24 protein-coding genes are annotated in these 21201 nt (G+C 46.6%); 15 read left to right on the top strand and 9 right to left on the bottom strand.

Annotated elements, in window-relative coordinates; genetic code table 11:
* The first annotated feature begins 219 nt into the window (after nucleotides 1–219).
* Together QUB64_RS12475 and QUB64_RS12480 are read left to right on the top strand one after the other, a co-directional pair.
* A complete protein-coding gene (locus tag QUB64_RS12475) occupies nucleotides 220–879 on the top strand; it encodes an SGNH/GDSL hydrolase family protein (protein ID WP_333269390.1) in 660 nt (219 codons plus the stop codon).
* 687 nt (nucleotides 880–1566) lie between these two features.
* Nucleotides 1567–1902 (top strand): hypothetical protein, encoded by a 336-nt coding sequence (locus tag QUB64_RS12480; protein WP_333269389.1) that lies wholly within the window; start codon nucleotides 1567–1569, stop codon nucleotides 1900–1902.
* 271 nt (nucleotides 1903–2173) lie between these two features.
* Here QUB64_RS12480 and QUB64_RS12485 read toward each other — a convergent pair whose 3' ends face one another.
* On the bottom strand, nucleotides 2174–2335 hold the full coding sequence (locus QUB64_RS12485) for a hypothetical protein (protein ID WP_333269388.1): 162 nt from the start codon (nucleotides 2333–2335) through the stop codon (nucleotides 2174–2176).
* A 31-nt stretch (nucleotides 2336–2366) separates the two neighbouring features.
* On the opposite strand from QUB64_RS12485, the gene QUB64_RS12490 reads away from it, so the two are divergent.
* From QUB64_RS12490 to QUB64_RS12505, 4 genes are all read left to right on the top strand, one after another.
* On the top strand, nucleotides 2367–2786 hold the full coding sequence (locus tag QUB64_RS12490) for an MAPEG family protein (protein WP_333269387.1): 420 nt from the start codon (nucleotides 2367–2369) through the stop codon (nucleotides 2784–2786).
* Between the two features lie 78 nt (nucleotides 2787–2864).
* Nucleotides 2865–3047 carry a hypothetical protein gene (locus QUB64_RS12495; protein WP_333269386.1) on the top strand — a complete coding sequence of 61 codons (183 nt, stop codon included), beginning with the start codon at nucleotides 2865–2867 and terminating at the stop codon, nucleotides 3045–3047.
* Nucleotides 3016–3381, top strand: coding sequence for a hypothetical protein (locus QUB64_RS12500; protein WP_333269385.1), 366 nt, complete (start codon nucleotides 3016–3018; stop codon nucleotides 3379–3381). Before QUB64_RS12495 ends, QUB64_RS12500 begins: the two co-directional genes overlap by 32 nt.
* A 36-nt stretch (nucleotides 3382–3417) precedes the next feature.
* Nucleotides 3418–3588, top strand: coding sequence for a hypothetical protein (locus QUB64_RS12505; protein WP_333269384.1), 171 nt, complete (start codon nucleotides 3418–3420; stop codon nucleotides 3586–3588).
* An 82-nt stretch (nucleotides 3589–3670) separates the two neighbouring features.
* Here the strand turns inward: QUB64_RS12505 and murD are convergent, their stop codons facing one another.
* Both murD and glyS read right to left on the bottom strand, forming a co-directional pair.
* Nucleotides 3671–5023, bottom strand: coding sequence for a UDP-N-acetylmuramoyl-L-alanine--D-glutamate ligase (gene murD / locus QUB64_RS12510; protein ID WP_333269383.1), 1353 nt, complete (start codon nucleotides 5021–5023; stop codon nucleotides 3671–3673).
* 313 nt (nucleotides 5024–5336) lie between these two features.
* On the bottom strand, nucleotides 5337–7505 hold the full coding sequence (gene glyS / locus QUB64_RS12515) for a glycine--tRNA ligase subunit beta (RefSeq protein ID WP_333269382.1): 2169 nt from the start codon (nucleotides 7503–7505) through the stop codon (nucleotides 5337–5339).
* A 216-nt stretch (nucleotides 7506–7721) separates the two neighbouring features.
* Here glyS and QUB64_RS12520 point away from each other — a divergent pair, with 216 nt between their 5' ends.
* The 3 genes from QUB64_RS12520 (at nucleotide 7722) to QUB64_RS12530 (ending at nucleotide 10651) form a co-directional block, all read left to right on the top strand.
* Nucleotides 7722–8849, top strand: coding sequence for a HetZ-related protein 2 (locus tag QUB64_RS12520; RefSeq protein ID WP_333269381.1), 1128 nt, complete (start codon nucleotides 7722–7724; stop codon nucleotides 8847–8849).
* A 36-nt stretch (nucleotides 8850–8885) separates the two neighbouring features.
* The gene (locus QUB64_RS12525; RefSeq protein WP_333269380.1) at nucleotides 8886–9092 is read left to right on the top strand and encodes a hypothetical protein; all 207 of its coding nucleotides are present in this window, start codon (nucleotides 8886–8888) and stop codon (nucleotides 9090–9092) included.
* A 491-nt stretch (nucleotides 9093–9583) separates the two neighbouring features.
* Nucleotides 9584–10651: an ATPase, T2SS/T4P/T4SS family gene (locus tag QUB64_RS12530; protein WP_333269379.1), complete on the top strand. Its 1068-nt coding sequence runs from the start codon at nucleotides 9584–9586 to the stop codon at nucleotides 10649–10651.
* 413 nt (nucleotides 10652–11064) lie between these two features.
* On the opposite strand, the gene QUB64_RS12535 is transcribed toward QUB64_RS12530, so the two are convergent.
* Nucleotides 11065–11703 (bottom strand): ribonuclease D, encoded by a 639-nt coding sequence (locus QUB64_RS12535; RefSeq protein WP_333269514.1) that lies wholly within the window; start codon nucleotides 11701–11703, stop codon nucleotides 11065–11067.
* A 29-nt stretch (nucleotides 11704–11732) separates the two neighbouring features.
* Between QUB64_RS12535 and QUB64_RS12540 the strand changes: the two genes are divergently transcribed.
* A complete protein-coding gene (locus tag QUB64_RS12540) occupies nucleotides 11733–11867 on the top strand; it encodes a hypothetical protein (protein WP_333269378.1) in 135 nt (44 codons plus the stop codon).
* Here QUB64_RS12540 and QUB64_RS12545 read toward each other — a convergent pair.
* From QUB64_RS12545 to QUB64_RS12560, 4 genes are all read right to left on the bottom strand, one after another.
* A complete protein-coding gene (locus QUB64_RS12545) occupies nucleotides 11864–11992 on the bottom strand; it encodes a hypothetical protein (protein ID WP_333269377.1) in 129 nt (42 codons plus the stop codon). The genes QUB64_RS12540 and QUB64_RS12545 overlap by 4 nt on opposite strands.
* Nucleotides 11976–12389, bottom strand: coding sequence for a CAP domain-containing protein (locus tag QUB64_RS12550; protein WP_333269376.1), 414 nt, complete (start codon nucleotides 12387–12389; stop codon nucleotides 11976–11978). The genes QUB64_RS12545 and QUB64_RS12550 overlap by 17 nt, the downstream gene beginning before the upstream one ends.
* A gap of 434 nt (nucleotides 12390–12823) precedes the next feature.
* Nucleotides 12824–14068, bottom strand: a complete 1245-nt coding sequence (gene trpB / locus QUB64_RS12555; protein ID WP_333269375.1) for a tryptophan synthase subunit beta — start codon at nucleotides 14066–14068, stop codon at nucleotides 12824–12826.
* Nucleotides 14069–14432: 364 nt separating this feature from the next.
* Nucleotides 14433–15197: a Uma2 family endonuclease gene (locus QUB64_RS12560; protein ID WP_333269374.1), complete on the bottom strand. Its 765-nt coding sequence runs from the start codon at nucleotides 15195–15197 to the stop codon at nucleotides 14433–14435.
* Between the two features lie 75 nt (nucleotides 15198–15272).
* Between QUB64_RS12560 and QUB64_RS12565 the strand changes: the two genes are divergently transcribed.
* On the top strand, nucleotides 15273–15401 hold the full coding sequence (locus QUB64_RS12565) for a hypothetical protein (protein WP_333269373.1): 129 nt from the start codon (nucleotides 15273–15275) through the stop codon (nucleotides 15399–15401).
* Nucleotides 15402–15433: 32 nt separating this feature from the next.
* Here QUB64_RS12565 and QUB64_RS12570 read toward each other — a convergent pair whose 3' ends face one another.
* Nucleotides 15434–17041: a HEAT repeat domain-containing protein gene (locus QUB64_RS12570; protein WP_333269372.1), complete on the bottom strand. Its 1608-nt coding sequence runs from the start codon at nucleotides 17039–17041 to the stop codon at nucleotides 15434–15436.
* 121 nt (nucleotides 17042–17162) lie between these two features.
* Here QUB64_RS12570 and QUB64_RS12575 point away from each other — a divergent pair, with 121 nt between their 5' ends.
* From QUB64_RS12575 to QUB64_RS12590, 4 genes are all read left to right on the top strand, one after another.
* Nucleotides 17163–17303: a hypothetical protein gene (locus QUB64_RS12575; protein WP_333269371.1), complete on the top strand. Its 141-nt coding sequence runs from the start codon at nucleotides 17163–17165 to the stop codon at nucleotides 17301–17303.
* Between the two features lie 116 nt (nucleotides 17304–17419).
* Entirely contained in the window at nucleotides 17420–17788 is a 369-nt protein-coding gene (locus QUB64_RS12580) for a translation initiation factor (protein WP_333269370.1), read from the top strand.
* 344 nt (nucleotides 17789–18132) lie between these two features.
* Complete coding sequence (gene recR, locus QUB64_RS12585) at nucleotides 18133–18726, top strand: recombination mediator RecR (protein WP_293260021.1); 594 nt, start codon at nucleotides 18133–18135, stop codon at nucleotides 18724–18726.
* Nucleotides 18727–18876: 150 nt separating this feature from the next.
* Nucleotides 18877–20973 carry a prolyl oligopeptidase family serine peptidase gene (locus QUB64_RS12590; RefSeq protein ID WP_333269369.1) on the top strand — a complete coding sequence of 699 codons (2097 nt, stop codon included), beginning with the start codon at nucleotides 18877–18879 and terminating at the stop codon, nucleotides 20971–20973.
* The last annotated feature ends 228 nt before the right edge of the window (nucleotides 20974–21201 follow it).

Consider the following 21201-nt stretch of genomic DNA (forward strand, 5'->3'; position numbering starts at 1 on the left):
GTAGTGAGGACTTCAGTCCTTCTTAATCCAAGAGAAAAGGACTGAAGTCCTCACTACAAACTTTAAGGAATGCAAGTCCTTCTTCACCCAAGGGAAAAGGACTGAAGTCCTCACTACAAACTTTAAGAAATGCAAGTCCTTCTTCATCCAAGGGAAAAAAACTGAAGTCCTCACGACAAACTGAAGCATGGTTAACTTAGTTATTTATCAAAAATTGTCGTGGAAAATCAAACTTCTCATCCTTCAAACCTCTCCAGCAACACTGATTCACCGGGAAATCGTCCCATCAAAATCATGCCCCTAGGCGACTCAATTACCGATGGCTACTTCTTTCCCGGAGGATATCGCATCGATTTACAGCCTGCGATGGAGAGTAGAGGCTATGCTATTGAGTTTGTTGGTTCCCTAAGCAATGGCCCCGATACCTTGCTGTCTCAGCATCACGAGGGACATTCCGGTTGGCGGATCGAAGAAATTCGCGATCGGGTTGTGGAGTGGCTGCAAACCTTCCAACCGGAGATTATTTTGCTACTCATCGGCACGAACAATATCGGACAATGGTATCAAGTGGAAACTGCAAGCTATCGTCTCAATCAATTAGTCGATCGCATTTTTGAAACAGCACCCAATGTCCAACTCTTTCTCGCTTCAATTCCCCCGATGTCTGAACCCACTTTAAATCAGCGAGTTATACAATACAATCAAAAGAGCGAGGAGCTAGTCAAGGAAAAACAACACGAAGGCCAGCCCATCGATTTCGTCGATTTATACTCGAGTCTGGGCCTTGCAGATCTCCCCGATGGCGTTCATCCCAACAGCGAAGGATTTAGCAAAATTGCTGGCGCTTGGGAAGCTAGTCTGTCAGCGTACCTAAGTTAACGAATTTGCGATCGTGGATTCCACGCAGTCTAAAATCATTTATCTTGCGTCATAGCTGAAGGGAAGAGATTTTATTTTTCCAGTCATCTTTAAGATTTTTGTCATTCTTCCCATTGTGGCTCGACTGACAGAAATACCTGTTTTTCATAAAGTAATACCAAGCGTGAACAATTAATGCAACAATAATCGAGCGGGTGTGGATACACGAGCGAGCCCAAAAACACACGAAAAATATAGCGAGCGACGCACCATAGACAATATTTGAGCAAACTTTCCTCAAGCTCAATTATTGTAGCAAGATTTTTTTAAATTGGTATAAATAAAGGAGTTATTCGATAGTAGCATCATTATTTTCTTCAATCAACTCCGCTAAGTGATAATTCTAAGCTGGGTGAAATTTCTATTATACCATGCGTGAAAAAAAATTGCTACACAATAAATGTTGTGTTTGGTCGATCGTAGCATTGTGGTCAGGTGCGTCGCTCGGTCAATTGTCGATAAGTAGATAGGGATTTTTCACAGGCGACACACCCTACACCTATTGTTGCATGAATTTTTTAAAGTGGTATTACTAACGGTATAGCGATCGAAATGCAGAATCTCTGTCTGAAGATTTTAGTCATGGCTCGGTCATTAAGATAAGCTTAAAATGAATTAAAAATAACAGACATCTGAGGATATTTAGCCATGGACGGTCAAGACCCCGCTGACATCAAAATGGGTAATGTAGATGAAGAAGAAAGCTCGGTTGTCGTACACGGCACGGCAATTCTGGGAATCGATCCTGAGGGAGGCTCTGCCTTACTATTTAAGGACTTAGAAGTCACAAATTCCCAAGTGAAATTGAGTGCCTACCTAGCTACAGATGGAAATTTAAATAAATCCCTTGAACTAGGCGAACTCAAAGAAGATAGGGGTACCGTTAAAATGCCTATCCCTTTAGGGACGGATACTTCGCCTTACAATACAGTAGTGCTTCGCGACGCAAAGAGTAAAAAGAAAGTCGCAGTTATTGAATTGTAAAGCCGGAACCGAGTAGGGATGGGATAACATCTCTACTCACCTATTAACAATTCACGCAGTAGATTTTTTGCAAAAATAGTTAGCAACGGGCCCCATATCCCGTTACATAAGTCGATCAAAAAGACTTTTGCAAGAAATCTATTGAGCGCAATAATCTCCTTAAATTCGCAACAAACACTTATACCATTTTAAATTTGAGATTTGAGATTTGAGATTTGACAATGACTTATTGCTATCCGGGTTGGGATCGCGGGCGTGCGGTTAATTTTTTTTACGAATAGGTATTAATCCCAGCTCGCAAGTTTTGGAGGATGTGCCTGGAACCCGGAACCAATTGCCCCGCCACGAATACCAGCATTTGCATCAAATCCCCTCCTTTGAATGACCCGATCGCGCTGAATGACGCGATCGACAATAATTGATTTATAATCAAGATATCTACTCTACCCGAATAATCCCCAATCATGCTCGCAGAAGCAAACGCCACACTCTGGCCTAGTCTAATTACTGTTTCAGCATTAATTCTCTACTTCGTTGTCACCATCAACGTCGGCAGAGCCAGATTCAAATACAAAGTTTCTCCCCCGCAGATGACAGGAAACCCGGACTTTGAACGAGTAGTGCGAGTTCAGCAAAATACCTTAGAGCAAATGATTCTATTTTTGCCCTCGCTATGGCTGTTTTCGCAATTTTTCAGCCCAATTTGGGCAGCCGGTATCGGTGCAGTTTGGATAGTTGGACGCATTTTGTTTGCTTGGGGTTATTACCAAGCTGCCGAAAAACGAGCGGCAGGATTTGGCATTAGTACCTTAGCTACTTTAACTTTGCTTGGCGGTTCATTGATTGGCATCATCATGTCGCTGGTAAAAGTTTCACAGTTATAACTAACTAATATTAGTAGGGTGCACAATCAGCACCTTACGACGCAAATACAACTCTTTCAATTACCTTCAGGAGTCAATATGTCAGAAACTAACAAACCCGTATTTCAAATTAACCAGCAACTTTTTCAACAGCTTACCGAGTGGCAAGAAAAACTTGAACTAGAAGATGAATTAGCCAGCGAGTCAGAAGACGAGAAACAAATAGAGGTAAAAAGTCCTCCCGATAGTGATGAACAGCATTCTCAAGCAAATAATTCCTAGCTGTTGGCTAGCAGCATCCTTTTTTGTACTTCCGGCTGCTGTCTCGGCTCAATCGCTGACAATCAGCCAAGTTCAACAAGTTAATAGCGGTTTATTTCGTTCTAATTTTCAAGATTTCTTTGAGCAAGGAAATCGCCAACTAGAAAGGGAAATTGCAGTTTTGTTGCGCAAAACTGCCACTTCAGAAGGCAAGATTTTGGAGATTGATGAAAAATTGCGCTATCAGATTTGTCGCGAATATTTTCAAATCTCCTTGCGGTATGCTGATACAATCAGTGCTGCTGAGATTTCTAGTTTTAATGCACAACTGAAAGAGATTTGCAGGCAAAAATAAAGTCAAAGTGAGGTCAATATTAAAGTTTTAGCGTTAATGGATAAAGAAGTAATGACAAAATTGAAACTTGCCATGCTGGAAGCGGAAACGGTGGATCAGTTGGCTGCGATTATTATTGATTACACTCATGAGGAAATGATGCTAGTTTTTCATGAGCTTGCATGGGAACAACAGGCGAGAATTAAGGATATTTGGAAGAGTATTTGAGGGCTGGCGTATTTATAAAGTCGCAGGTTCCTGCACCGGACACGGCATTGCCGTGTCCCTACGGATATCGCGCAATGTGGCCCTACTTTTCAGGTAGGGATTCGAGACACAATTGACGGAAATGTTCGCCCCGGTGCTCGAAGCTTTGGTATTGATCGAAGCTGGCGCAAGCTGGCGAAAGCAGTACGACTTTAGCTTTGTTCTGTTTGCCTAATTCTGCAGCTCTCGGAATGGCTCTTTCCATTGTTTCGACTATTTCCCAAGCGTTATAATCCGCTTGTTCCAGCCGAGCGCTAAAAATGCCCGCCGCATCCCCAATTAACAGCACCGCAACAGCCTTCGCCTTAATTGTATCGATCCAAGCGTTATCATCGCCCTCTTTGGGATCGCCACCCGCAATCAAAATCGCCGGCGCGCTGACAGCAGCTAATCCGACTTGCGCTGCGTCATAATTAGTAGCTTTGCTGTCGTTGATGAAATCTATGCCTTCCCAGGTGCGGATGTGTTCGAGGCGGTGCGCCACTCCGGGGAATTTCGCGATCGCCCGGGCGATCGCACTTTGATCTATTCCCGCCAAATTAGCCGCCGCCACCGCCATCAACAAATTTTGCAAATTGTGTTCGCCCACCATCCGCAAAGACTCAGCAGGCAAAATTTTATCCTCTTGAGCGATTACCCAACCATCCTCGATGTAGGCTCCAAAACTGCGTTTTCCCAACAAATCTTTTTCACCTTTAACACTCGTCCAACACGCATCCGGCCAAATGTCAACTCCTTGCTGCCGCAAACCAGGATCGTCACCGTTGATGATTTGCAATTCCGATTTTTTCAGCAAATGGGCTTTAATGTTATAGTAATTTTCTAAAGTTTTGTGGCGGCTGAGGTGATCCGGCGTCAAAGTCGTCAAAACTCCGATGCGCGGCGCTACAGACGGCGAAGATTCTATCTGATAGCTGCTGATTTCTGCGATTACCCAATCCGGCGGTTTTTCAGCTAAAGCTAATTCGCACGCAGCATAACCAATGTTGCCACAAGCGGGAGCGTAAAGCCCTGCTTCGGCAAAAATTGCAGCAATTAAAGCAGTAGTCGTAGTTTTGCCGTTAGTACCAGTAATTGCCACCCAAGGAGATTTGAGATAGCGCCACGCGAGCGCCATTTCTCCGATAGTTTCTATGCCTAATTCTCTGGCGCGTACTAATGCTGGAACATCCCAGGGAACGCCCGGACTTACTACTACTAATTCTATAGATTCGTCAGGTTCAAAAGATTTACCTAATTCCAGGTTAATTCCTTCGCTGGCGAGTTCCTGTTGTTGTTGGAGTAAGTTTGGGGTAGATGAGCGATCGCTCAGCGTTACTTCCCATCCTTCGCGTTTGAGCAGTCTGGCGGCGGCAATCCCTGATTTTCCTAATCCAATGATGTGAGCGATCGGCATAAGTTATGTGATGGAGCGAACTTTCCTGGTTTTATAAGTTAATATCTTAACCTTGCATGGGTTTTTGGCTATTGGCCATTTTGCTTAATTTGTGACTATTTAGCCTCGTTCCCAGGCTCTGCCTGGAAACGCAGACTCGGAGGCTCTGCCTCCCATTTCAAGATCGAGGCAGAGCCTCAAGATATAGGTTCCCAGGCAGAGCCTGAGAACCAGTTAAACAGTCTGAAAACCAGTTAAATCGCCCATTGAATCGTTTCCAGGCACAGCCTCGAAACCAATTAAATTCTTCAATCGAAAATCCAAAATCGAAAATCTAAAATCGATTGACGATCGCCCCAAAGTCAGCCAACACCCGCGCGTGATTCCGCAACAAACCCAGTAAATTCAAGCGATTGCGCTTAATTTCCGGGTCAGAATCCATCACCAAAACGCTTTCTGGGCCGTCGAAAAAGCTGCTCACAGCCGGCGCAATCTCAGTCAAACTGTCTACCAACTGCTGGTAATTCCGAGTTTGCTTCGATAGCAGCGTTTGCGGCACCAATTGCACCACAGCATCGTAAAAAGCTTGTTCCGACGACTTTTGAAATAACTCGGATTTCACCGCCGTTTTCGGTTCCAATTCTACCTTATCCAAATCACCTTGAGCCGCCAAACGAGTCGAACGGTTGACTGTTTCGTAAATCAGATCCAAAGTTTTGTCATTGCGGATTTGTTGCAGGAAAAGCGCTCTTTCCCGCGCGTCCAACAAATCTCTCAAAGCTCGTTCGGTATATTCTGGGTCGTTTTCTCCCAAAACTGCATTGACCAAATCGTAATCTACATTTTTTTCTTCTTGCAGCAAAGTGCGAATTCTTTGCAGGAAAAACTCGTATAATTGCGATAGCAACTCCGCCGAGGTTTGGGGGCGCACTGCGGTAAATTCTGCGACCACTTCTGCAAGTAGTTGGTGCAAATTGATTGGCAACTGAGCCGCCCAAATAATGTTCGTTATCGCATTGGCTGCGCGGCGCAGGGCGAAGGGATCCGAGGAACCACTCGGCAGCATTCCCAAGCCGAAGATGCTGACTAATGTATCCAATTTGTCGGCGATTGCGACAACTTGACCTGTGAGAGTTTGCGGCAAATTATCGCCCGCACCTTTGGGCAAATAATGCTCGAAAATTGCTGTGGCTACGGCTTCCGCTTCTCCGCAGGCTAAGGCGTATTTCTGCCCCATGATTCCTTGCATTTCGGGAAATTCGTAAACCATTTGGGTCACAAGGTCGGCTTTGCAAAGCAATGCTGCTCTTTCTATGTAAACTTGTTCTGCTGCTGTGATTTGCAGTTGCTTGGTGATGAGAGAGGCAATCTTGCACAGTCGATCGACCTTTGCGCGCACTGTCCCCAAATCTTCCTGAAAAGTGACAGTCTCCAACTTTGGCAAATAATCTTCTAGAGGCTTTACCAAGTCTGCTTTGTAGAAAAACTGACCGTCTGCCAATCTCGCCCGCACGACTCGCTCGTTACCTGCGGCAATAATCTGCGCTTTCGCCGGAGATCCGTTGGAAATTGTAATGAAATAGGGCAGGAGTTCGGGGAATTCTGGGCTTTTGAGAATTGGAAAATAGCGCTGGTTGCTGACGATAATTGTGGTGATTACTTCCGGCGGTAACATCAAAAAACCGTCGTCAAATTTGCCGACTACGGCGTTGGGCCATTCTACTAAGTCGGTAACTTCTTCTAACAAATCTTCGGTAATGTCGGCGTAACCGCCTTGTTTGGTGGCGGCGGCTTCTACTTGTGCTTGAATTTGGATTTTGCGCTGTTGTCGATCGACTTCCACGCCAGCAGCCCGCAGACACTCGACATAATCCTCGGCTTGGGGAATCGAGACCCCCCCCGTCCCCGGTGTAGGAGGGGTGTACAACACCCGATGTCCTTGGGAAATGCGATCGCTCTTGACGGTATCCGAGCCGCTCACCAAGGTAATTGGCAGTACAGTATCATCAAACAACGCTACGATCGATCGAATCGGGCGCGGAAATTTCAAATCTCCGTCAGCCCACCGCATAAATCTTTTGCCTTCTAACTTGCTAATCCACTGCGGCACAAGTTCAACTAAAATATCCGCCGTCATCCGCCCCGGAATCTGTTTGAGCACAAACACAAAATCGCCTTTATCGGTAGCGCGAACTTCCAAAGCATCGATTTCTACACCTTGTTTTTTGGCAAAACCTTCGGCTGCTTTCGTCGGTTTGCCATCTTTAAAAGCCGAACTTGCGGGCGGCCCTTTTACGTCTTCTTCTCTATCTAATTGTTTAACTGGCAGTCCTTGGATCAAAACCGCCAAACGCCTCGGAGTCGCGTATACATTAATTGAGTTATTTGTCAAAGATTGTTCTGCCAGAGTTGCAGGTACGAGTTCCTGCCACTGTTGGACGCTGCCTGCGACAAAAGATGCGGGCAATTCTTCGGTACCGAGTTCTAATAAAAAGTTAGGCATATAACATATTCAGGTGATTTTGTCAATAGGCAATTCATTTGCCAGTTCAATTATTACAAAAATTAGCGATCGGCAATCAAAAAAGCCTGGAATGGCGATCGCCGATAGCAGAATCGAACTATTTTACCGATACGCCAATCCTATTAGAGCCAAAAAAGACTCAAATGACCAGCATACCACGTAAAATCGGGGTGAAAGACAATAGCTCAACAGCTCATGACCTTGGCGGAAAGACTAGCACAAGATTGGAAGTCGCGACTCGAACAAGATTGCCCCGACGAGAGTTCTAGCACTCGCGAGAGTGTTGTCCGCTGGTTGTTGGGAGACAAGCCAGAAAGATTTGACTCTCTAAATCCGACTCAACTCGCTGTCGCTTCTGGGGCGATCGACTTTTTATATCGAATTTTACAGCAGCGGTATCTCGGAGTAGCGCCAGAAAGAGCTTACCGCAACTTGATCGGGCGGCTGGGCGGTTTGGTGGTGCTGCGGCAAAAAATCCAAGCGTGGGTTTCGCTCTCGCGCGACAGACAGCGCAGTGCGGTGGAGGTACTGCAAGAAGTGATTCAGGAAATGCTTAATTCCGATCGCTACCTCCAGCAGCAAGTCGCCTGGATTGCCGAATGCACAACAGATAAACGCTTGCGAAATGCTTTGCTACTAGCAAGCACCGAAGAATACTGCTTGCGGCCGATCCGCAACCAGCCGTTGCTGGTGTATCGCTTCGTTAACTACCTGCGGCGTTCCCAGCGGGGCGGGCTGACGCAAGTCCCGGCTGGAGATTGGGTGCGTCTGGTGTCGGAACAGGTTTTACCTGACGATACAGACGAACCGCTCAGCCTGCTAGACGAACAGGCGATGTCCGAATATCGAGAAAGTCAAGCTTGGGAAGAACGGCAAACTCAGCGGCAGATTGTCCAACAAGAATTTGAGGATTACTTGGCCGCTGAAGTCGATCCGCTGGCTTCGCGGTGGCTGCGGCTTTACCTGCAAGGCCGTTCCCAAGAGGCAATTGCTGAGGATTTGAAGGTTCCGGTCAAACAAATTTACCGCTTGCGAGAAAAAGTCAGTTACCACGCGATTCGGGTTTTTGCGGTCAAACAAGCCCCGGAATTGGTCGCCAACTGGCTGGAAATTTCGCTCAAAGAACACAGTTTGGGCTTGACTCCGGCTCAGTGGCAGCAATATTTACAAGACCTGACGCCGGTGCAGCGGCAGTTGGTAGAATCGCTAAAAGCAGGAAAAAGTGTAGAGTCGATCGCCTCTGAATTAAAGCTGAAAACCAATCAAGTCATCGGCGAGTGGAGCAAACTTTATTTAGCAGCTCAATCCCTCCGCAACGAGTAGATTGGTAATGAGTGGCGGGCAATTGCTAATTGTTAATTGGCGGTAAGAATTTTACGAATTCGCGCTACAAATCAATTCCCGAACAGCCACGCCGGTGCTGCGAGTTTCTCCGTGGAAAACTGCGCGATCGCGCGATCGCGCTCGAATCAGGTATTATCGATCGGGATACCGCACGTGCTGCCGCGATCGGGCCCAAAAACGGATACCGTGCCACGTACACTCCTCGCCAGCCCAAAATTTTAGACCCTAATTCAAGCTCTCCGATGTGGAGTAAATCTCAAATCGCAAAATGGAAAATCTCAAATCGACTGACGGCTCGCTCTGAGGACGGTTGCAGTGAACTCTGTAGGGTAAGATAGTAGCAGGACGATCGAATGAATCAGGATTTTTTAACCAATCCTCAATTCAGCGGTTGCCCGTCAATCATCGGTTATCGTCCATCTGTAATACTTGCGCATTAAGGACATCATTCTGTCGTTGCTAGCCACGGGAATCTATCTCGCGCGCTCGATGATAGTTGGTCGAGAGTGCGCCCTTCATCAACTAGCTGTCAATCTTTTGATAGAATTTGATACTGAATACAGAAGAAAGAAAATTCTTGAACTCAGGATTTTTATTTTATAAAAGCTTCCGGTTTTCAGACGAATGTCTCCGTCAGGGATGTGGCAGCGTTTAATTTTATAAATCAGGTTGGTGTAGCGCGATCGATCGCGCTTCCGACTACAGAGAAGCTAATGGTAAATACATCTTCAACAGACTCGGCGGCTACAATGGACTCCGATCGAATATTTCAACTAATCGACACGGTTGTTCCCTTTGAAGCTTGCCTTTACTATCAAGTATTGCCTTTATCTCTAGAAGGTAATCTATTTAAATTGGGCGTAGTCGATGTCCAAGACGACTCCGCCTTGGACTACGTGCAGCGGATTTTAGCTTACATGAATTGCTCAGTCACAACCGAGCCAATTGCGTCGGAAATTCAGCGCTCGATGCTCTCAGCTTACTTGCTCCACGGGAGCAAAGTCAGAGAACCCAGCCTGACAGAAACCGCAGCAGCCCCAACACCCAAAAATCCCGCACCAGCAACTTCAGGCTCCGAAGCAGAAACCCTGCTGTCTGTGCCCGAACCCTCGATTCGGGCTCGCGAGCGCTTGAAACCTGCTGGCGCTGAGGTTTTGGTGACGCCGGCAGAGCTTTCGGTTTTGGATGTCGAAGCCTTGCACTTGTCAAGCCCTGTCGAAGTTTTGGCAACTTTACCCGCGCCCCAACTGCTGCAAGAATTGCTCGGTAGAGTGCTGCTAGACGGTATCGGGCGCCTGTTTTTTGAGCGCCACCAGTCGAAGGGCCGAATTCTTTGGAGTCAAGATGGCGTTTTGAAATCCATGCTCGAAGGTATCGATCCCGTCCTCTTCCAAGAAGTCATCGACGAGTTGAAGCGGCTGACAGATATGCCTGTTTCCCCAGTGGAACATCCCAAACAAGTCGAAGTAGAACGCATCTATGGAACAACTCATTTGCTGTTGCGCTTGCGAGTAATGCCCGTGGGCGGCAAGGAAGAAGCCACGCTGCAAGTATTGCGGGGAGCAGCTTTGAGATTTTACCAGCAGCAGCAATTGTCTACTTTGAGTCGGGACGCGCTGCGGCTGGCCCAAGAATTGCAGCGAAAAGTGAATCAAATTCGCGATCGCACTCGGCTTTCTCCTTTACCTTTGGAAGGTTTACCCGCTTTGGAACAAGTTGTCAGAAATGTGGACGACCAACTTGAAGCTTTGATGCAGGAACATAATCCCGAGGAATTATAATTAAAAATACTTGCAACTTTTGAACTTTCTTTAACTCAAATCTAGTCCAGCTAAATAAATAATAATTAGGTTCGTAGTGAGGACTTTAGTCCTTCTTGAAATTTGGCTAGACCTCTTGCCTCAGTCCTTTTAATCAAATTTTGGAACAGGCTCTCCGGCCTGTTCCACATGATTTTTTGGGGAACTGGCTCTTATATCATGTCCGGTGGATTGACCACAATAAGATTGGTTTGTAGTGCGCCCGAAAGTCCGCAGCATTATGCGGACTTTCGGGCGCACAGATCCTTTTTTGTTATGGTAATCGACCGGAGATGATATAAGAGCGCGTTTCTAGCTATTTTTGCAAGAGGTCTACTGAAGAAGGACTAAAGTCCTCACTACAAACCTATATGAGTGCAGTTGTGCGATCGCACCTAAGATGAGCCGTGCTCGAAAACCTTATCGTACTGCAACAAATCCAAAGTTACAAAAACTGGCAAACACTGAAAACATTGCTGTGCAACTTCCCAGCGTTCCTCTCGCTGTAACATAGCAGTCAACTTTTGTTTAGCGCCCAGCAAATAGCGAACATCGTTAGCAGCGTAGCTAAGTTGGTCATCGGAAAGATGCTCAGAATTTCCCCAATCCGAGCTTTGAGAAGTCTTGTTGAGTTCTACTTTTTCCAACTCTTGGATTAACTCTTTAAGCCCGTGTCTGTTAGTGTAAGTTCTGGCTAACTTGCTCGCTATTTTTGTGCAGAAAACAGGTGCTATGTCAATACTTAAATTGTAACGCATTGTTGCCATATCGAAGCGCGCAAAGTGAAATACCTTCTCAATATTTTCTGCTTCCATGAGCTTTTTCAAATTCGGCGCCGCCGTCTGGCCCTTAGCAATCCGCACCGCAGCGACTTTACCATGCCGATCGCACAACTGCACCAAACACAGGCGATCGCGCCACGGTAGCAAACCCATCGTTTCCGTATCAACGGCGAGATCCTCAGCCGTCAAATAATAAGATAGCAGAGCATCAGAAATATCGCGATCGCACACTTGAAAATCTGGAAATTGCATCATTAAAAATTGGGCATGGGGCATGGGGCATGGGGCATGGGGCATGGGGCATGGGGCATGGGGCATCGGGAATTGGGCATCGGGAATTGGGAATTGGGAATTGGGAATTGGGCATCGGGAATTGGCCAAACAGGCCAAACAGGCCATTGGGCATTACGGATTAGTAATTGGGAATTGGGAATTGGTCATGCCCCATGCCCGATGCCCCATGCCCAATTCCCGATGCCCACCCTTCGACTTCGCGAGCGGGCAAGATGCCCCATGCCCCATGACTATCGACTGCGGACAAAAAGCTGAGTAAAATAATACTCCCCTTTGGCATTTTTGGCAATTGCAATACCAGTCAAATTAAATTGACTCTCGATATTCTTGCGGTGGCCGTCACTTTTAATCCAACCCTCAACAGCATTGCGTACCGGGTCGCTGTAGCCAAAATTGTAAGCAACATTTTCAGCTACACTTTGATAGGGAACAGTAATAGCTTTCGCCCGCCCCTCAAATCCATCGTGGCTAAATTTAACTTTCCCACTCGCCATATTTTCGCTGTGAATTCTGGCAATCTGACTAATTCGCGGATCGACAGTCAGCGGCGGCAATTTTTTCGAGGCTCGATATTGATTGATCTGTTGGTTAACAGCTTTTTCTAACTCAGCAATTGAACTCGTGGCCGCAATATTAGTATTCATGGAAGTTTCTGGGAGCGATCGCGCAGGAATGGACTCGGCACAATTAGGCAGGATTGTCAACAATCCTAAGGACATCAAAACCAAAGCTCTGGACATGAACTATTAGCGACAAATAAAGTTAATTGTTACCCAATACGATTCAATTAGACCTGGTGTCATTGGGCTTCGGGAAAGCAATCGCCAAGACTAGGATGCCTCTCAATTAGGTGAGGTACTGAGCAATTACATTCTTATACCAATTTAATGGGTCGTTGCACATATCCCGATCCCCCTCGCATCCCCCGATCCTCGGGGGACGAAAGAATTCTTGCTCCCCCGATCCTCGGGGGCTGGGGGGATCGAATTCTATGCAGCCTCATAAAAAATTAGTATTAACTGAACCGTATTGAATTGTTACCGATTCCTACAAAGCGATCGCCCGAAATTCCGTTAAACTAGATATTCAGAACCTTCGCCACAGTCTGCACGTCTTTGTCACCGCGTCCCGAACAGTTGAGGACAATGCGCGGACTGCCGGTTAGCTGCGGGCACAGAGTCTCCAAATAGGCGATCGCGTGAGCAGTTTCCAAAGCCGGAATAATCCCCTCCAACTGCGAAAGCCGTTGAAAAGCATCCAAAGCCTGCCGATCCGTAACACTATAATATTCAGCCCGGCCAACATCCTTCAAATAACTGTGTTCCGGCCCCACACCAGGATAATCCAAACCAGCACTAATCGAATGCGGTTCAATCACTTGGCCTTCATTATCTTGCAGCAAATAACTCATCGCGCCGTGCAGAACACCCACAGTTCCCATAGTCAAAGTCGCAGCGTGTTTATCAGTTTCCACACCTTCGCCCGCAGCTTCAACCCCGATCAACCTGACAGTTTCTTCCCCGACAAACTCGTGGAAAAGACCCATTGCATTAGAACCGCCGCCGACACAAGCTAATAAAATATCCGGCAAACCACCCCACTTTTCCTGACATTGAGCGCGGGTTTCTTCACCGATAATTGCATGGAAATCGCGCACCATCATCGGGTAAGGATGGGGGCCTGCTACGGAACCAAGAATATAATGAGTTGTTTCGACATTTGTCACCCAATCGCGAATCGCTTCCGAAGTCGCATCTTTCAGCGTTCCCGTACCCGCAGCCACCGGCCGCACTTCGGCTCCCATCAAGCGCATTCTAAACACATTTAAAGCCTGTCTTTCCATGTCGTGAACGCCCATGTAGACAACGCATTCCAAACCGAAACGAGCGCAAACAGTGGCAGTAGCAACGCCATGTTGACCAGCACCAGTTTCAGCAATTACCCGCTTTTTGCCCATGCGTTTGGCTAACAATGCTTGAGCTAAAGCGTTGTTAATTTTGTGAGCTCCAGTGTGGTTTAAATCTTCGCGTTTGAGGTAAATTTGCGGGCCGGTACCGTCTGGTTTAGCGTAGTGTTCCGTGAGGCGTTCGGCAAAATACAAAGGGCTGGGGCGGCCGACATAATCTTTCAGCAATTGTTGGAGTTGCTGTTGAAATTCCGGTTCGCTGCGATATTTGTGAAAAGCCGCTTCAAGCTCAAATAAAGCCGGCATCAGGGTTTCGGGGACATATTTGCCGCCGAATTTGCCGAATCTACCGAGGGAGTCGGGGCGTTGGGCGGTTTCGGTGGTTTCGGTGGTGAGACGCAGGGGAGTGACTGTCACGGACTTGCGGGGATAATGGGACAAATTTTATTATATCGAGTGAATGGAGCGGCGGGCGATCGATCGTAGGGAAACGGCACTGCCGTGTCCTCTATTTGTGCTCCATAACCTTTGAGAAACCGGGTTTCTGACCAATAAATATCGGTTTAGATGCAGAGTATTTGCCAGAAACCCGGTTTCTGCCACAGGTGAAACATCTCAGTTCCACCTAACATCTTGCAGCACTCTCAACAACCGAGAGAGAAACCGGGTTTCTGACAGATAAATATAGTTGAGATGCAGAGTCTTTGCCAGAAACCCGGTTTCTGCCACAATCGATCGTTGTAGACTCAAAGAAACCCGGTTTCTTAGCATTTTTTCGGGCTTAAATGCTATTTGGATCGATGTTCAATTCGCGCAGTTTAGCAGCTAAACGTTCTGCACGCTGAGCTTCTTGTTCTGCACGCTGAGCTTCTTGTTCTGCACGCTGAGCTTCTTGTTCTGCACGCTGAAATTCTTGTTCTGCACGCTGAAATTCTTGTTCTGCACGCTGAAATTCTTGCTCCGCACGCTGTCGCTCTAATAGTCGCTCTGCATTTATTTCGGAATAGGAAAGAAACCTTTCTCCATCAGGGCGATAGATTTCTAACCCTGATTCTGGCAATTCAAATCGCACTCCAAGTCTCGGACTGATCCATCCCTGCATCGGTTCAATTGGTTCTAAGCTTCCTTCAATTCTTTGCCAACCTTCCAACTCATTCTTTTCGGGATCGTAAAGGTAATACTCCTCAATTCCATAGCGATTGTAAAATGAAAGTTTCTTATTCATTTTTGTGTTGCTATCGTTGTGCGATCGAATCTCAAACACGACTTGGGGAGCAATATTATCTTCGCGAAATTGTATGTAGGAACGTCGCTCGCCTTTTGGTCGGCCAAATATCACCATCGTATCCGGTGCTTGAGAAATATCGGGTCTACGTTCAACCGGATACCACAGTAAATCGGCTGCTACAAACACGTTGGGATCTTCTTCAAACAGCGACTCGCAACCTTCTTTGATTGTGACAATTAATTTGTATTGAATTGTGCTGTCTGCCATTGGTTGACCGTCGCTGGATGGATAAACTATTTCTTCGGTTGTGACTTGCATTGTGGTTGTCTCCGAGAAGTATCTCTGTTAATTATACTATTTATTGAGGTATGAATATAGGGTGAGGAAAAGGGGGTGCTGTTTCCCTACGGGCGATCGCTCATTGGCATTCTAATTCTGCCAATTTTTCGCTGGCAAATTCGCGGAGTTGTGGAGCGCGATCGTTCTGAGCGCGATCGCGAAACGACAAACGCCTACAATTAGAAAAAAAGCAGATCGCCCCTAAAAGCGATCGCTCATTTGCCCTCGAATTCTGCTAATTCGTTCAGGTCATCTCGGAATTCTGGGTCGGGATCGTTCTGAGCGCGATCGCGTAGGATTGCTAAAATTTCAGGGCGATCGGGATATAAAGCAATAATAGTTTCCCAAGCTGTTAGTCGGGGCAGACCTAGGAAATCGTAATTGCGATCGAAGGGGTGATTGATGGCCACATCGCACAATAATTCAAATATTCCATGCTCATTTTTCCACCCCAGTGCTATTTCTTGAAATGCTGTATGTCGCACATCCGAATCAGCGTCAGATAGAGTCACTTCTTGAAGTAGAGGTAAGGTTTCGGGGTTATCTTTCCACCCCCGTGCTATTTCTCGTACTGCTGCTTCTCTCACATCCGAATCAGCGGACGATCGAGCCCATTCTTGGAGTAGAGGTAAGGTTTCGGGGTCATCTTTCCACCCCCGTGCTATTTCTTGTACTGCTGCATCTCTCACAACCCAATCATCGGACGATCGAACCCATTGTTGGAGTAGAGGTAAGGTTTTGGGGTCATCTTTCCACCCCCGTGCTATTTCTTGTACTGCTGCATATCGCACATCCGGATTATCGGACGCTCGAGCCCATTCTTTGAGAAAAGATAAGGTTTCGGGGTCATCTTTCCACCCCCGTGCTATTTCTTGTACTGCTGCTTGTAGAACATTCCAACGCTCGTCCGATCGAGCCAATTCTTTGAGAAAAGGTAAGGTTTCGGGGTCATCTTTCCACCCCCGTGCTATTTCTTGTACTGCTGCTTCTCGCAATTCCCAATCATCAGACGATCGAGCAGATTCTTTGAAAAGAGGTAATATTTCGGGGTCATCTTTCCACCCCCGTGCTATTTCTTTTACAGCTGCATATCGCACAACCCAATCATCGGACGATCGAGCCAATTGCTTGATAAAAGGTAATGTCTCTGGCTCATTTTTCCACCCCCGTGCTATTTCTTCTACAGCTGCTTTTGTGCCAGAAAAATCATTTAACCATCGAACCCATTCTTTGAGTAAAGGTAAGGTTTTGGGGTCATCTTTCCACCCCCGTGCTATTTCTCGAACTACTGCTTCTCGCACATTATCATGCTCGTCATATCGAGGCCATTCTTTGAGAAAAGGTAAGGTTTCTGGGTCATCTTTCCACCCTCGTGCTATTTCTTCTACTGCTGATTTTCGCGCATCTGGATTAGAGGAAAATTGAGCCGATTCTTTGAGAATCGGTAAGGTTTTTGGGTCATCTTTCCACCCCCGTACTATTTCTTGTACTGCTGCTTCTCGCACCTCCGAATCATTGCACGATCGAGCCCATTCTTGGAGTAGAGGTAAGGTTTCAGGTTCCTCTTTCCGCCCCCGTGCTATTTCTTGTACTATCGCACCCACGATCGGCCGCGGCACTTCATGCCAAGACCCATCCTGCCAGTGCTTGCCAAACAGCTCATTTTTAAGATATTCAAGATCTGCTAAGGAGATTCGAGCATCTTCCGTGGAGAAAAGTTTAACAGCTAACGCTTCCCGATCGTCGCGCATCAGTATTTCTAGCAGAGTTTTGCGGGCAGACCCAACTGTATTTGAAATTTCTGAAATTTCTGAAAAATCCATAAATGATGCCTAATTCATTTTATATTAAGTTATTGCAAATCTTTGTTACTGTCAAGTCTTTATTTCGATAAGCTGTCGGGACTGATTCACCTACAGCTTAGCTGATTCCAGTTTTGGGAAATTGGCAAAAATATCTCGTGTCTTCACAACACTGAGCAGCAAGGAAAAAACCAGCCAGTATCGCAACCAAGTTCGATCGCAGAATATAGGGCGAAATACAGGGCGATCGAGCTATTTTGCAGCGATCGGCATGACATTATGATATCATATTAAGTAATCTCATTCTTGTTAATACGGTCGAGCGCCAGATTGCCAAGTTACATTTGTTCCAGAAATTTTGGTAGTTAAAAACTTAAAATCTCAACATCCCAAACTACTATGAGTACATCAAAAAGCAAAGATTCCCAACCCAACAACCCATCAGGCAAACGAGTAGTTTACTCTGAATTTGGCAACTACGAAAACTCAGCAGCCACCGAACGAGGAACCCCGGAAATTCCCCCAAATCAACAAACTTTGAAAGTAGAAGCATCCCGAAAAGGACGAGGCGGCAAAACAGTTACAGTCATCAGCGGCTTTCAGGAAAAACCCGAAACATTAGCAACTTTAGCCAAACAGCTAAAAGCTCAATGCGGTACTGGCGGCACAGTCAAGGACAATGAAATAGAAATTCAAGGCGAACATAAACAAAAAATCGCCGAAATTCTCAAAAAATTAGGATACAAAGCTAAAATTAGCGGTGGCTAAATTAACTTCAAAATAAGGTTCGTAGTAAGGACTTTAGTCCTCCCCAGGTTCGTAGTAAGGACTTTAGTCCTCCCCAGGTTCGTAGTAAGGACTTTAGTCCTTCTTAGGTTCGTATTAAGGACTTTAGTCCTCCCCAGGTTAGTAGTAAGGACTTTAGTCCTTCTTAGGTTCGTACTAAAGACTTTAGTCTTTTCAATCAAGAACGGACTGAAGTCCGTACTACGAACCAACAACTTCTTCCTTCAATTAATAAGTAACCAAGAACGGACTGAAGTCCGTACTACGAACCAACAACTTCTTCCTTCTTCCCTCTTCCCTCTTCCTTCTTCCTTCTTCCTTCATTTATGTACACTAGACCATTAGCCCGTTTGATCGAACAATTGCAGCGCTTACCAGGAGTCGGCCCCAAAACTGCACAGCGGCTCGCTTTGCATATTTTAAAACGACCGGAAGAAGACGTGCAAGCTCTAGCTCAATCTTTGATTGATGCCAAAAAACAAGTAGGTTTTTGTAAGGTATGCTTTCACTTATCTGCTGAACCTGTTTGCGAAATTTGCCGCAACACCAATCGCGACAGTCAGACTATTTGTGTGGTGTCAGAATCCCGCGATGTAATCGCTTTAGAAAAAACGCGGGAATACATCGGTAAATATCATGTTGTTGGTGGCGTGATCTCGCCGATGGATGGAATTGGCCCGGAACAATTGAACATTCAACCGTTAGTCCGCCGCGTCAGCCAGCAAAAGATTGGTGAAGTGATTATTGCGATTAGTCCCAGCGTGGAAGGCGAAACTACTACTCTTTATATCGGTCATTTATTGAAACCTTTTACGAAGGTGACGCGGATAGCTTTTGGTTTGCCGATGGGGGGAGATTTGGAATATGCAGATGAGGTAACTTTGGCTCGCGCCTTGGAAGGTAGGAGGGAATTGGATTAGGTGATTTGAAAGAGAAGATAAACGAACCGCGAAGGCGCTAAGGACACGAAGGAAGATCGGAGAGAAGGAAGTGCGATTGCTTTATTGAGGCTCGCAATAACAATTTGGTAAAAAAGGCTAAACTGAACAGAGTTACTCGGAGAAAAAATCATGGCTACATTCGATCGCCCTTTAAGCTACCCCACAACCCGCAAAATCGAGCAAACAGACGACTACCACGGCGTTACGGTATCCGACCCCTACAGGTGGCTGGAAGACCCGGAATCAAAGGAAACTCAAGCCTGGGTGGAAGCTCAAAATGCAGTCACCTTCGACTACCTCAGCCAAATTCCGGCGCGGGAAAAAATCAAACAGCGGCTGACTCAACTTTGGGATTACGAGAAGTACGGCATACCTTTCAAAGAGGGCGATCGCTATTTTTACTATAAGAATGACGGTCTGCAAAATCAATCGGTACTCTATACTTTACCATCCCTAGATGGCGAGCCAAAAGTATTAATTGACCCCAACACGCTCTCAGAAGATGGAACCGTCGCTCTCAGCGGCATAGCTATCAGCGAAGACGGCAAACTTATGGCCTACGGTTTGTCAACTTCGGGTTCCGACTGGCAAGAATGGAAGGTGCGCGATGTGGAAACTGGCGCAGATTTATCAGACCATTTAAAGTGGCTGAAATTCTCAGGAGCATCCTGGACTCACGACGGCCAAGGCTTTTTTTACAGCCGCTACGATGAACCGAACGAAAAAACCAAACACGAAGACGTTAACTATTACCAAAAGCTATTTTACCACAAGCTGGGTACTCCGCAATCTGAAGATGTATTAATCTACGATCGACCAGACCAAAAAGAGTGGGGGTTTGGCGGAGGCGTCACCGAAGACGGTCGCTACTTAATTGTATCAGTTTGGCAGGGAACTGAAACGAAAAACTTGATTTTCTATAAGGATTTAACTGCACCGGAATCCAGCGTTGTCGAACTAATTAACGAATTTGAGGCTGAGTACAGTTTCATCGACAATGATGGCTCGCTTTTCTGGTTTCAAACAGATTTGAATGCTCCCCTGGGCCGCCTAATTGCGATCGACATTAACAACCCTCCTCCCTCCTCCCTGGCGGGCGGTGACAGTCAAGGGAAATTCACCGAAATCATTCCTGAAGCAGCCGAAACCCTTGGAGGTATTGGCATCCTCAACAATCAATTTGTCGCTTCCTACCTGAAAGATGCCTACACCCAGATTAAAATCTTCAACTTAGATGGCTCTTTTGTGCGAGAAGTCGCTTTGCCGGGAATTGGTTCGGCGGGAGGATTTGGTGGCAAGCGGCACGACACGGAAACCTTTTATTCTTACACCAGTTTCACTGCGCCGAACATCATCTACCGCTACAATATGGTGACAGATGAAAGTACAATTTATCGGCAGCCGAATGTCGAGTTTAATCCCGAGGATTACGAGACAAAGCAAGTATTTTACCCGAGCAAAGATGGTACGCACGTACCGATGTTTATTACGCACAAGAAAGGCTTGCAATTAGATGGCAACAACCCCACATATCTGTACGGTTATGGCGGTTTTGGCATCTCGCTGACTCCGAGTTTTTCTGTGAGCAGGGTTGTTTGGTTGGAGATGGGCGGAGTTTATGTAACAGCTTGTTTGCGGGGCGGCGGCGAGTACGGCGAATCGTGGCACCAAGCAGGTACAAAGTTGAAGAAGCAAAACGTGTTTGATGACTTTATCAGTGCTGCTGAATGGTTGATCGAAAATAAGTATACCAAACCGGCTAAATTGGCGATCGCAGGTGGTAGCAACGGCGGTTTATTGGTGGGGGCTTGCATGACTCAACGGCCGGAATTGTTCGGCGCAGCGCTGCCGGCAGTGGGCGTCCTGGATATGTTGCGCTTCCACAAATTTACCATTGGTTGGGCCTGGACTTCGGAATACGGTTCGGCGGAAAATGCCGCAGAGTTTCCCACGATTCACGGCTATTCTCCGCTGCACAATCTGAAAGCGGGAACGGCTTATCCGGCGACAATGATTACAACTGCCGATCGCGACGATAGAGTGGTTCCCGCCCACAGTTTCAAGTTTGCTTCGGCTTTACAAGCAACCCACGCGGGAGAAAAGCCGGTCTTAATTCGCATCGAAACCAAAGCGGGTCACGGGGGCGGCAAACCTACCGCGAAAATCATTGAAGAATTGGCAGATGAATGGGCTTTTTTAGTGCGCGAACTCGATATTAACGTTTAACTAGCGCGGGATTGGGGGTTGTGGCGATCGCGCCACCCTCAATTTTTCCACCTATCCCTCCGGGTGCGCCTCGGCGCACAAAGCACCTAATAAGCTGTTGTGCATCTAGATTGTGTATGGTGATTGAGGGTCCGATGGGGAGAGATGGATCGGGGGAAAGGATTTTTGATCGCTAAGCGAAAATATACAATTTAAATGCACAACAGCTTACCATTTTCACAAAAGAAT

Source organism: Microcoleus sp. Aus8_D2, assembly GCF_036702665.1.
In the GTDB taxonomy this organism is placed as follows: domain Bacteria; phylum Cyanobacteriota; class Cyanobacteriia; order Cyanobacteriales; family Microcoleaceae; genus Microcoleus.

Excerpts from the sequence above, each read along its gene's own strand:
- QUB64_RS12590 (WP_333269369.1), top strand. The coding sequence starts at position 18,877 with ATGGCTACATTCGATCGCCCTTTAAGCTACCCCACAACCCGCAAAATC.
- QUB64_RS12495 (WP_333269386.1), top strand. The coding sequence starts at position 2,865 with ATGTCAGAAACTAACAAACCCGTATTTCAAATTAACCAGCAACTTTTT.
- glyS (WP_333269382.1), bottom strand. The coding sequence starts at position 7,505 with ATGCCTAACTTTTTATTAGAACTCGGTACCGAAGAATTGCCCGCATCT.
- QUB64_RS12550 (WP_333269376.1), bottom strand. The coding sequence starts at position 12,389 with ATGAATACTAATATTGCGGCCACGAGTTCAATTGCTGAGTTAGAAAAA.
- QUB64_RS12500 (WP_333269385.1), top strand. The coding sequence starts at position 3,016 with ATGAACAGCATTCTCAAGCAAATAATTCCTAGCTGTTGGCTAGCAGCA.
- QUB64_RS12520 (WP_333269381.1), top strand. The coding sequence starts at position 7,722 with ATGACCTTGGCGGAAAGACTAGCACAAGATTGGAAGTCGCGACTCGAA.
- QUB64_RS12530 (WP_333269379.1), top strand. The coding sequence starts at position 9,584 with ATGGTAAATACATCTTCAACAGACTCGGCGGCTACAATGGACTCCGAT.
- QUB64_RS12505 (WP_333269384.1), top strand. The coding sequence starts at position 3,418 with ATGGATAAAGAAGTAATGACAAAATTGAAACTTGCCATGCTGGAAGCG.
- QUB64_RS12480 (WP_333269389.1), top strand. The coding sequence starts at position 1,567 with ATGGACGGTCAAGACCCCGCTGACATCAAAATGGGTAATGTAGATGAA.
- QUB64_RS12540 (WP_333269378.1), top strand. The coding sequence starts at position 11,733 with ATGGGGCATGGGGCATGGGGCATGGGGCATGGGGCATCGGGAATTGGG.
- QUB64_RS12490 (WP_333269387.1), top strand. The coding sequence starts at position 2,367 with ATGCTCGCAGAAGCAAACGCCACACTCTGGCCTAGTCTAATTACTGTT.
- QUB64_RS12560 (WP_333269374.1), bottom strand. The coding sequence starts at position 15,197 with ATGCAAGTCACAACCGAAGAAATAGTTTATCCATCCAGCGACGGTCAA.
- recR (WP_293260021.1), top strand. The coding sequence starts at position 18,133 with ATGTACACTAGACCATTAGCCCGTTTGATCGAACAATTGCAGCGCTTA.
- murD (WP_333269383.1), bottom strand. The coding sequence starts at position 5,023 with ATGCCGATCGCTCACATCATTGGATTAGGAAAATCAGGGATTGCCGCC.
- QUB64_RS12580 (WP_333269370.1), top strand. The coding sequence starts at position 17,420 with ATGAGTACATCAAAAAGCAAAGATTCCCAACCCAACAACCCATCAGGC.
- QUB64_RS12535 (WP_333269514.1), bottom strand. The coding sequence starts at position 11,703 with ATGCAATTTCCAGATTTTCAAGTGTGCGATCGCGATATTTCTGATGCT.
- QUB64_RS12570 (WP_333269372.1), bottom strand. The coding sequence starts at position 17,041 with ATGGATTTTTCAGAAATTTCAGAAATTTCAAATACAGTTGGGTCTGCC.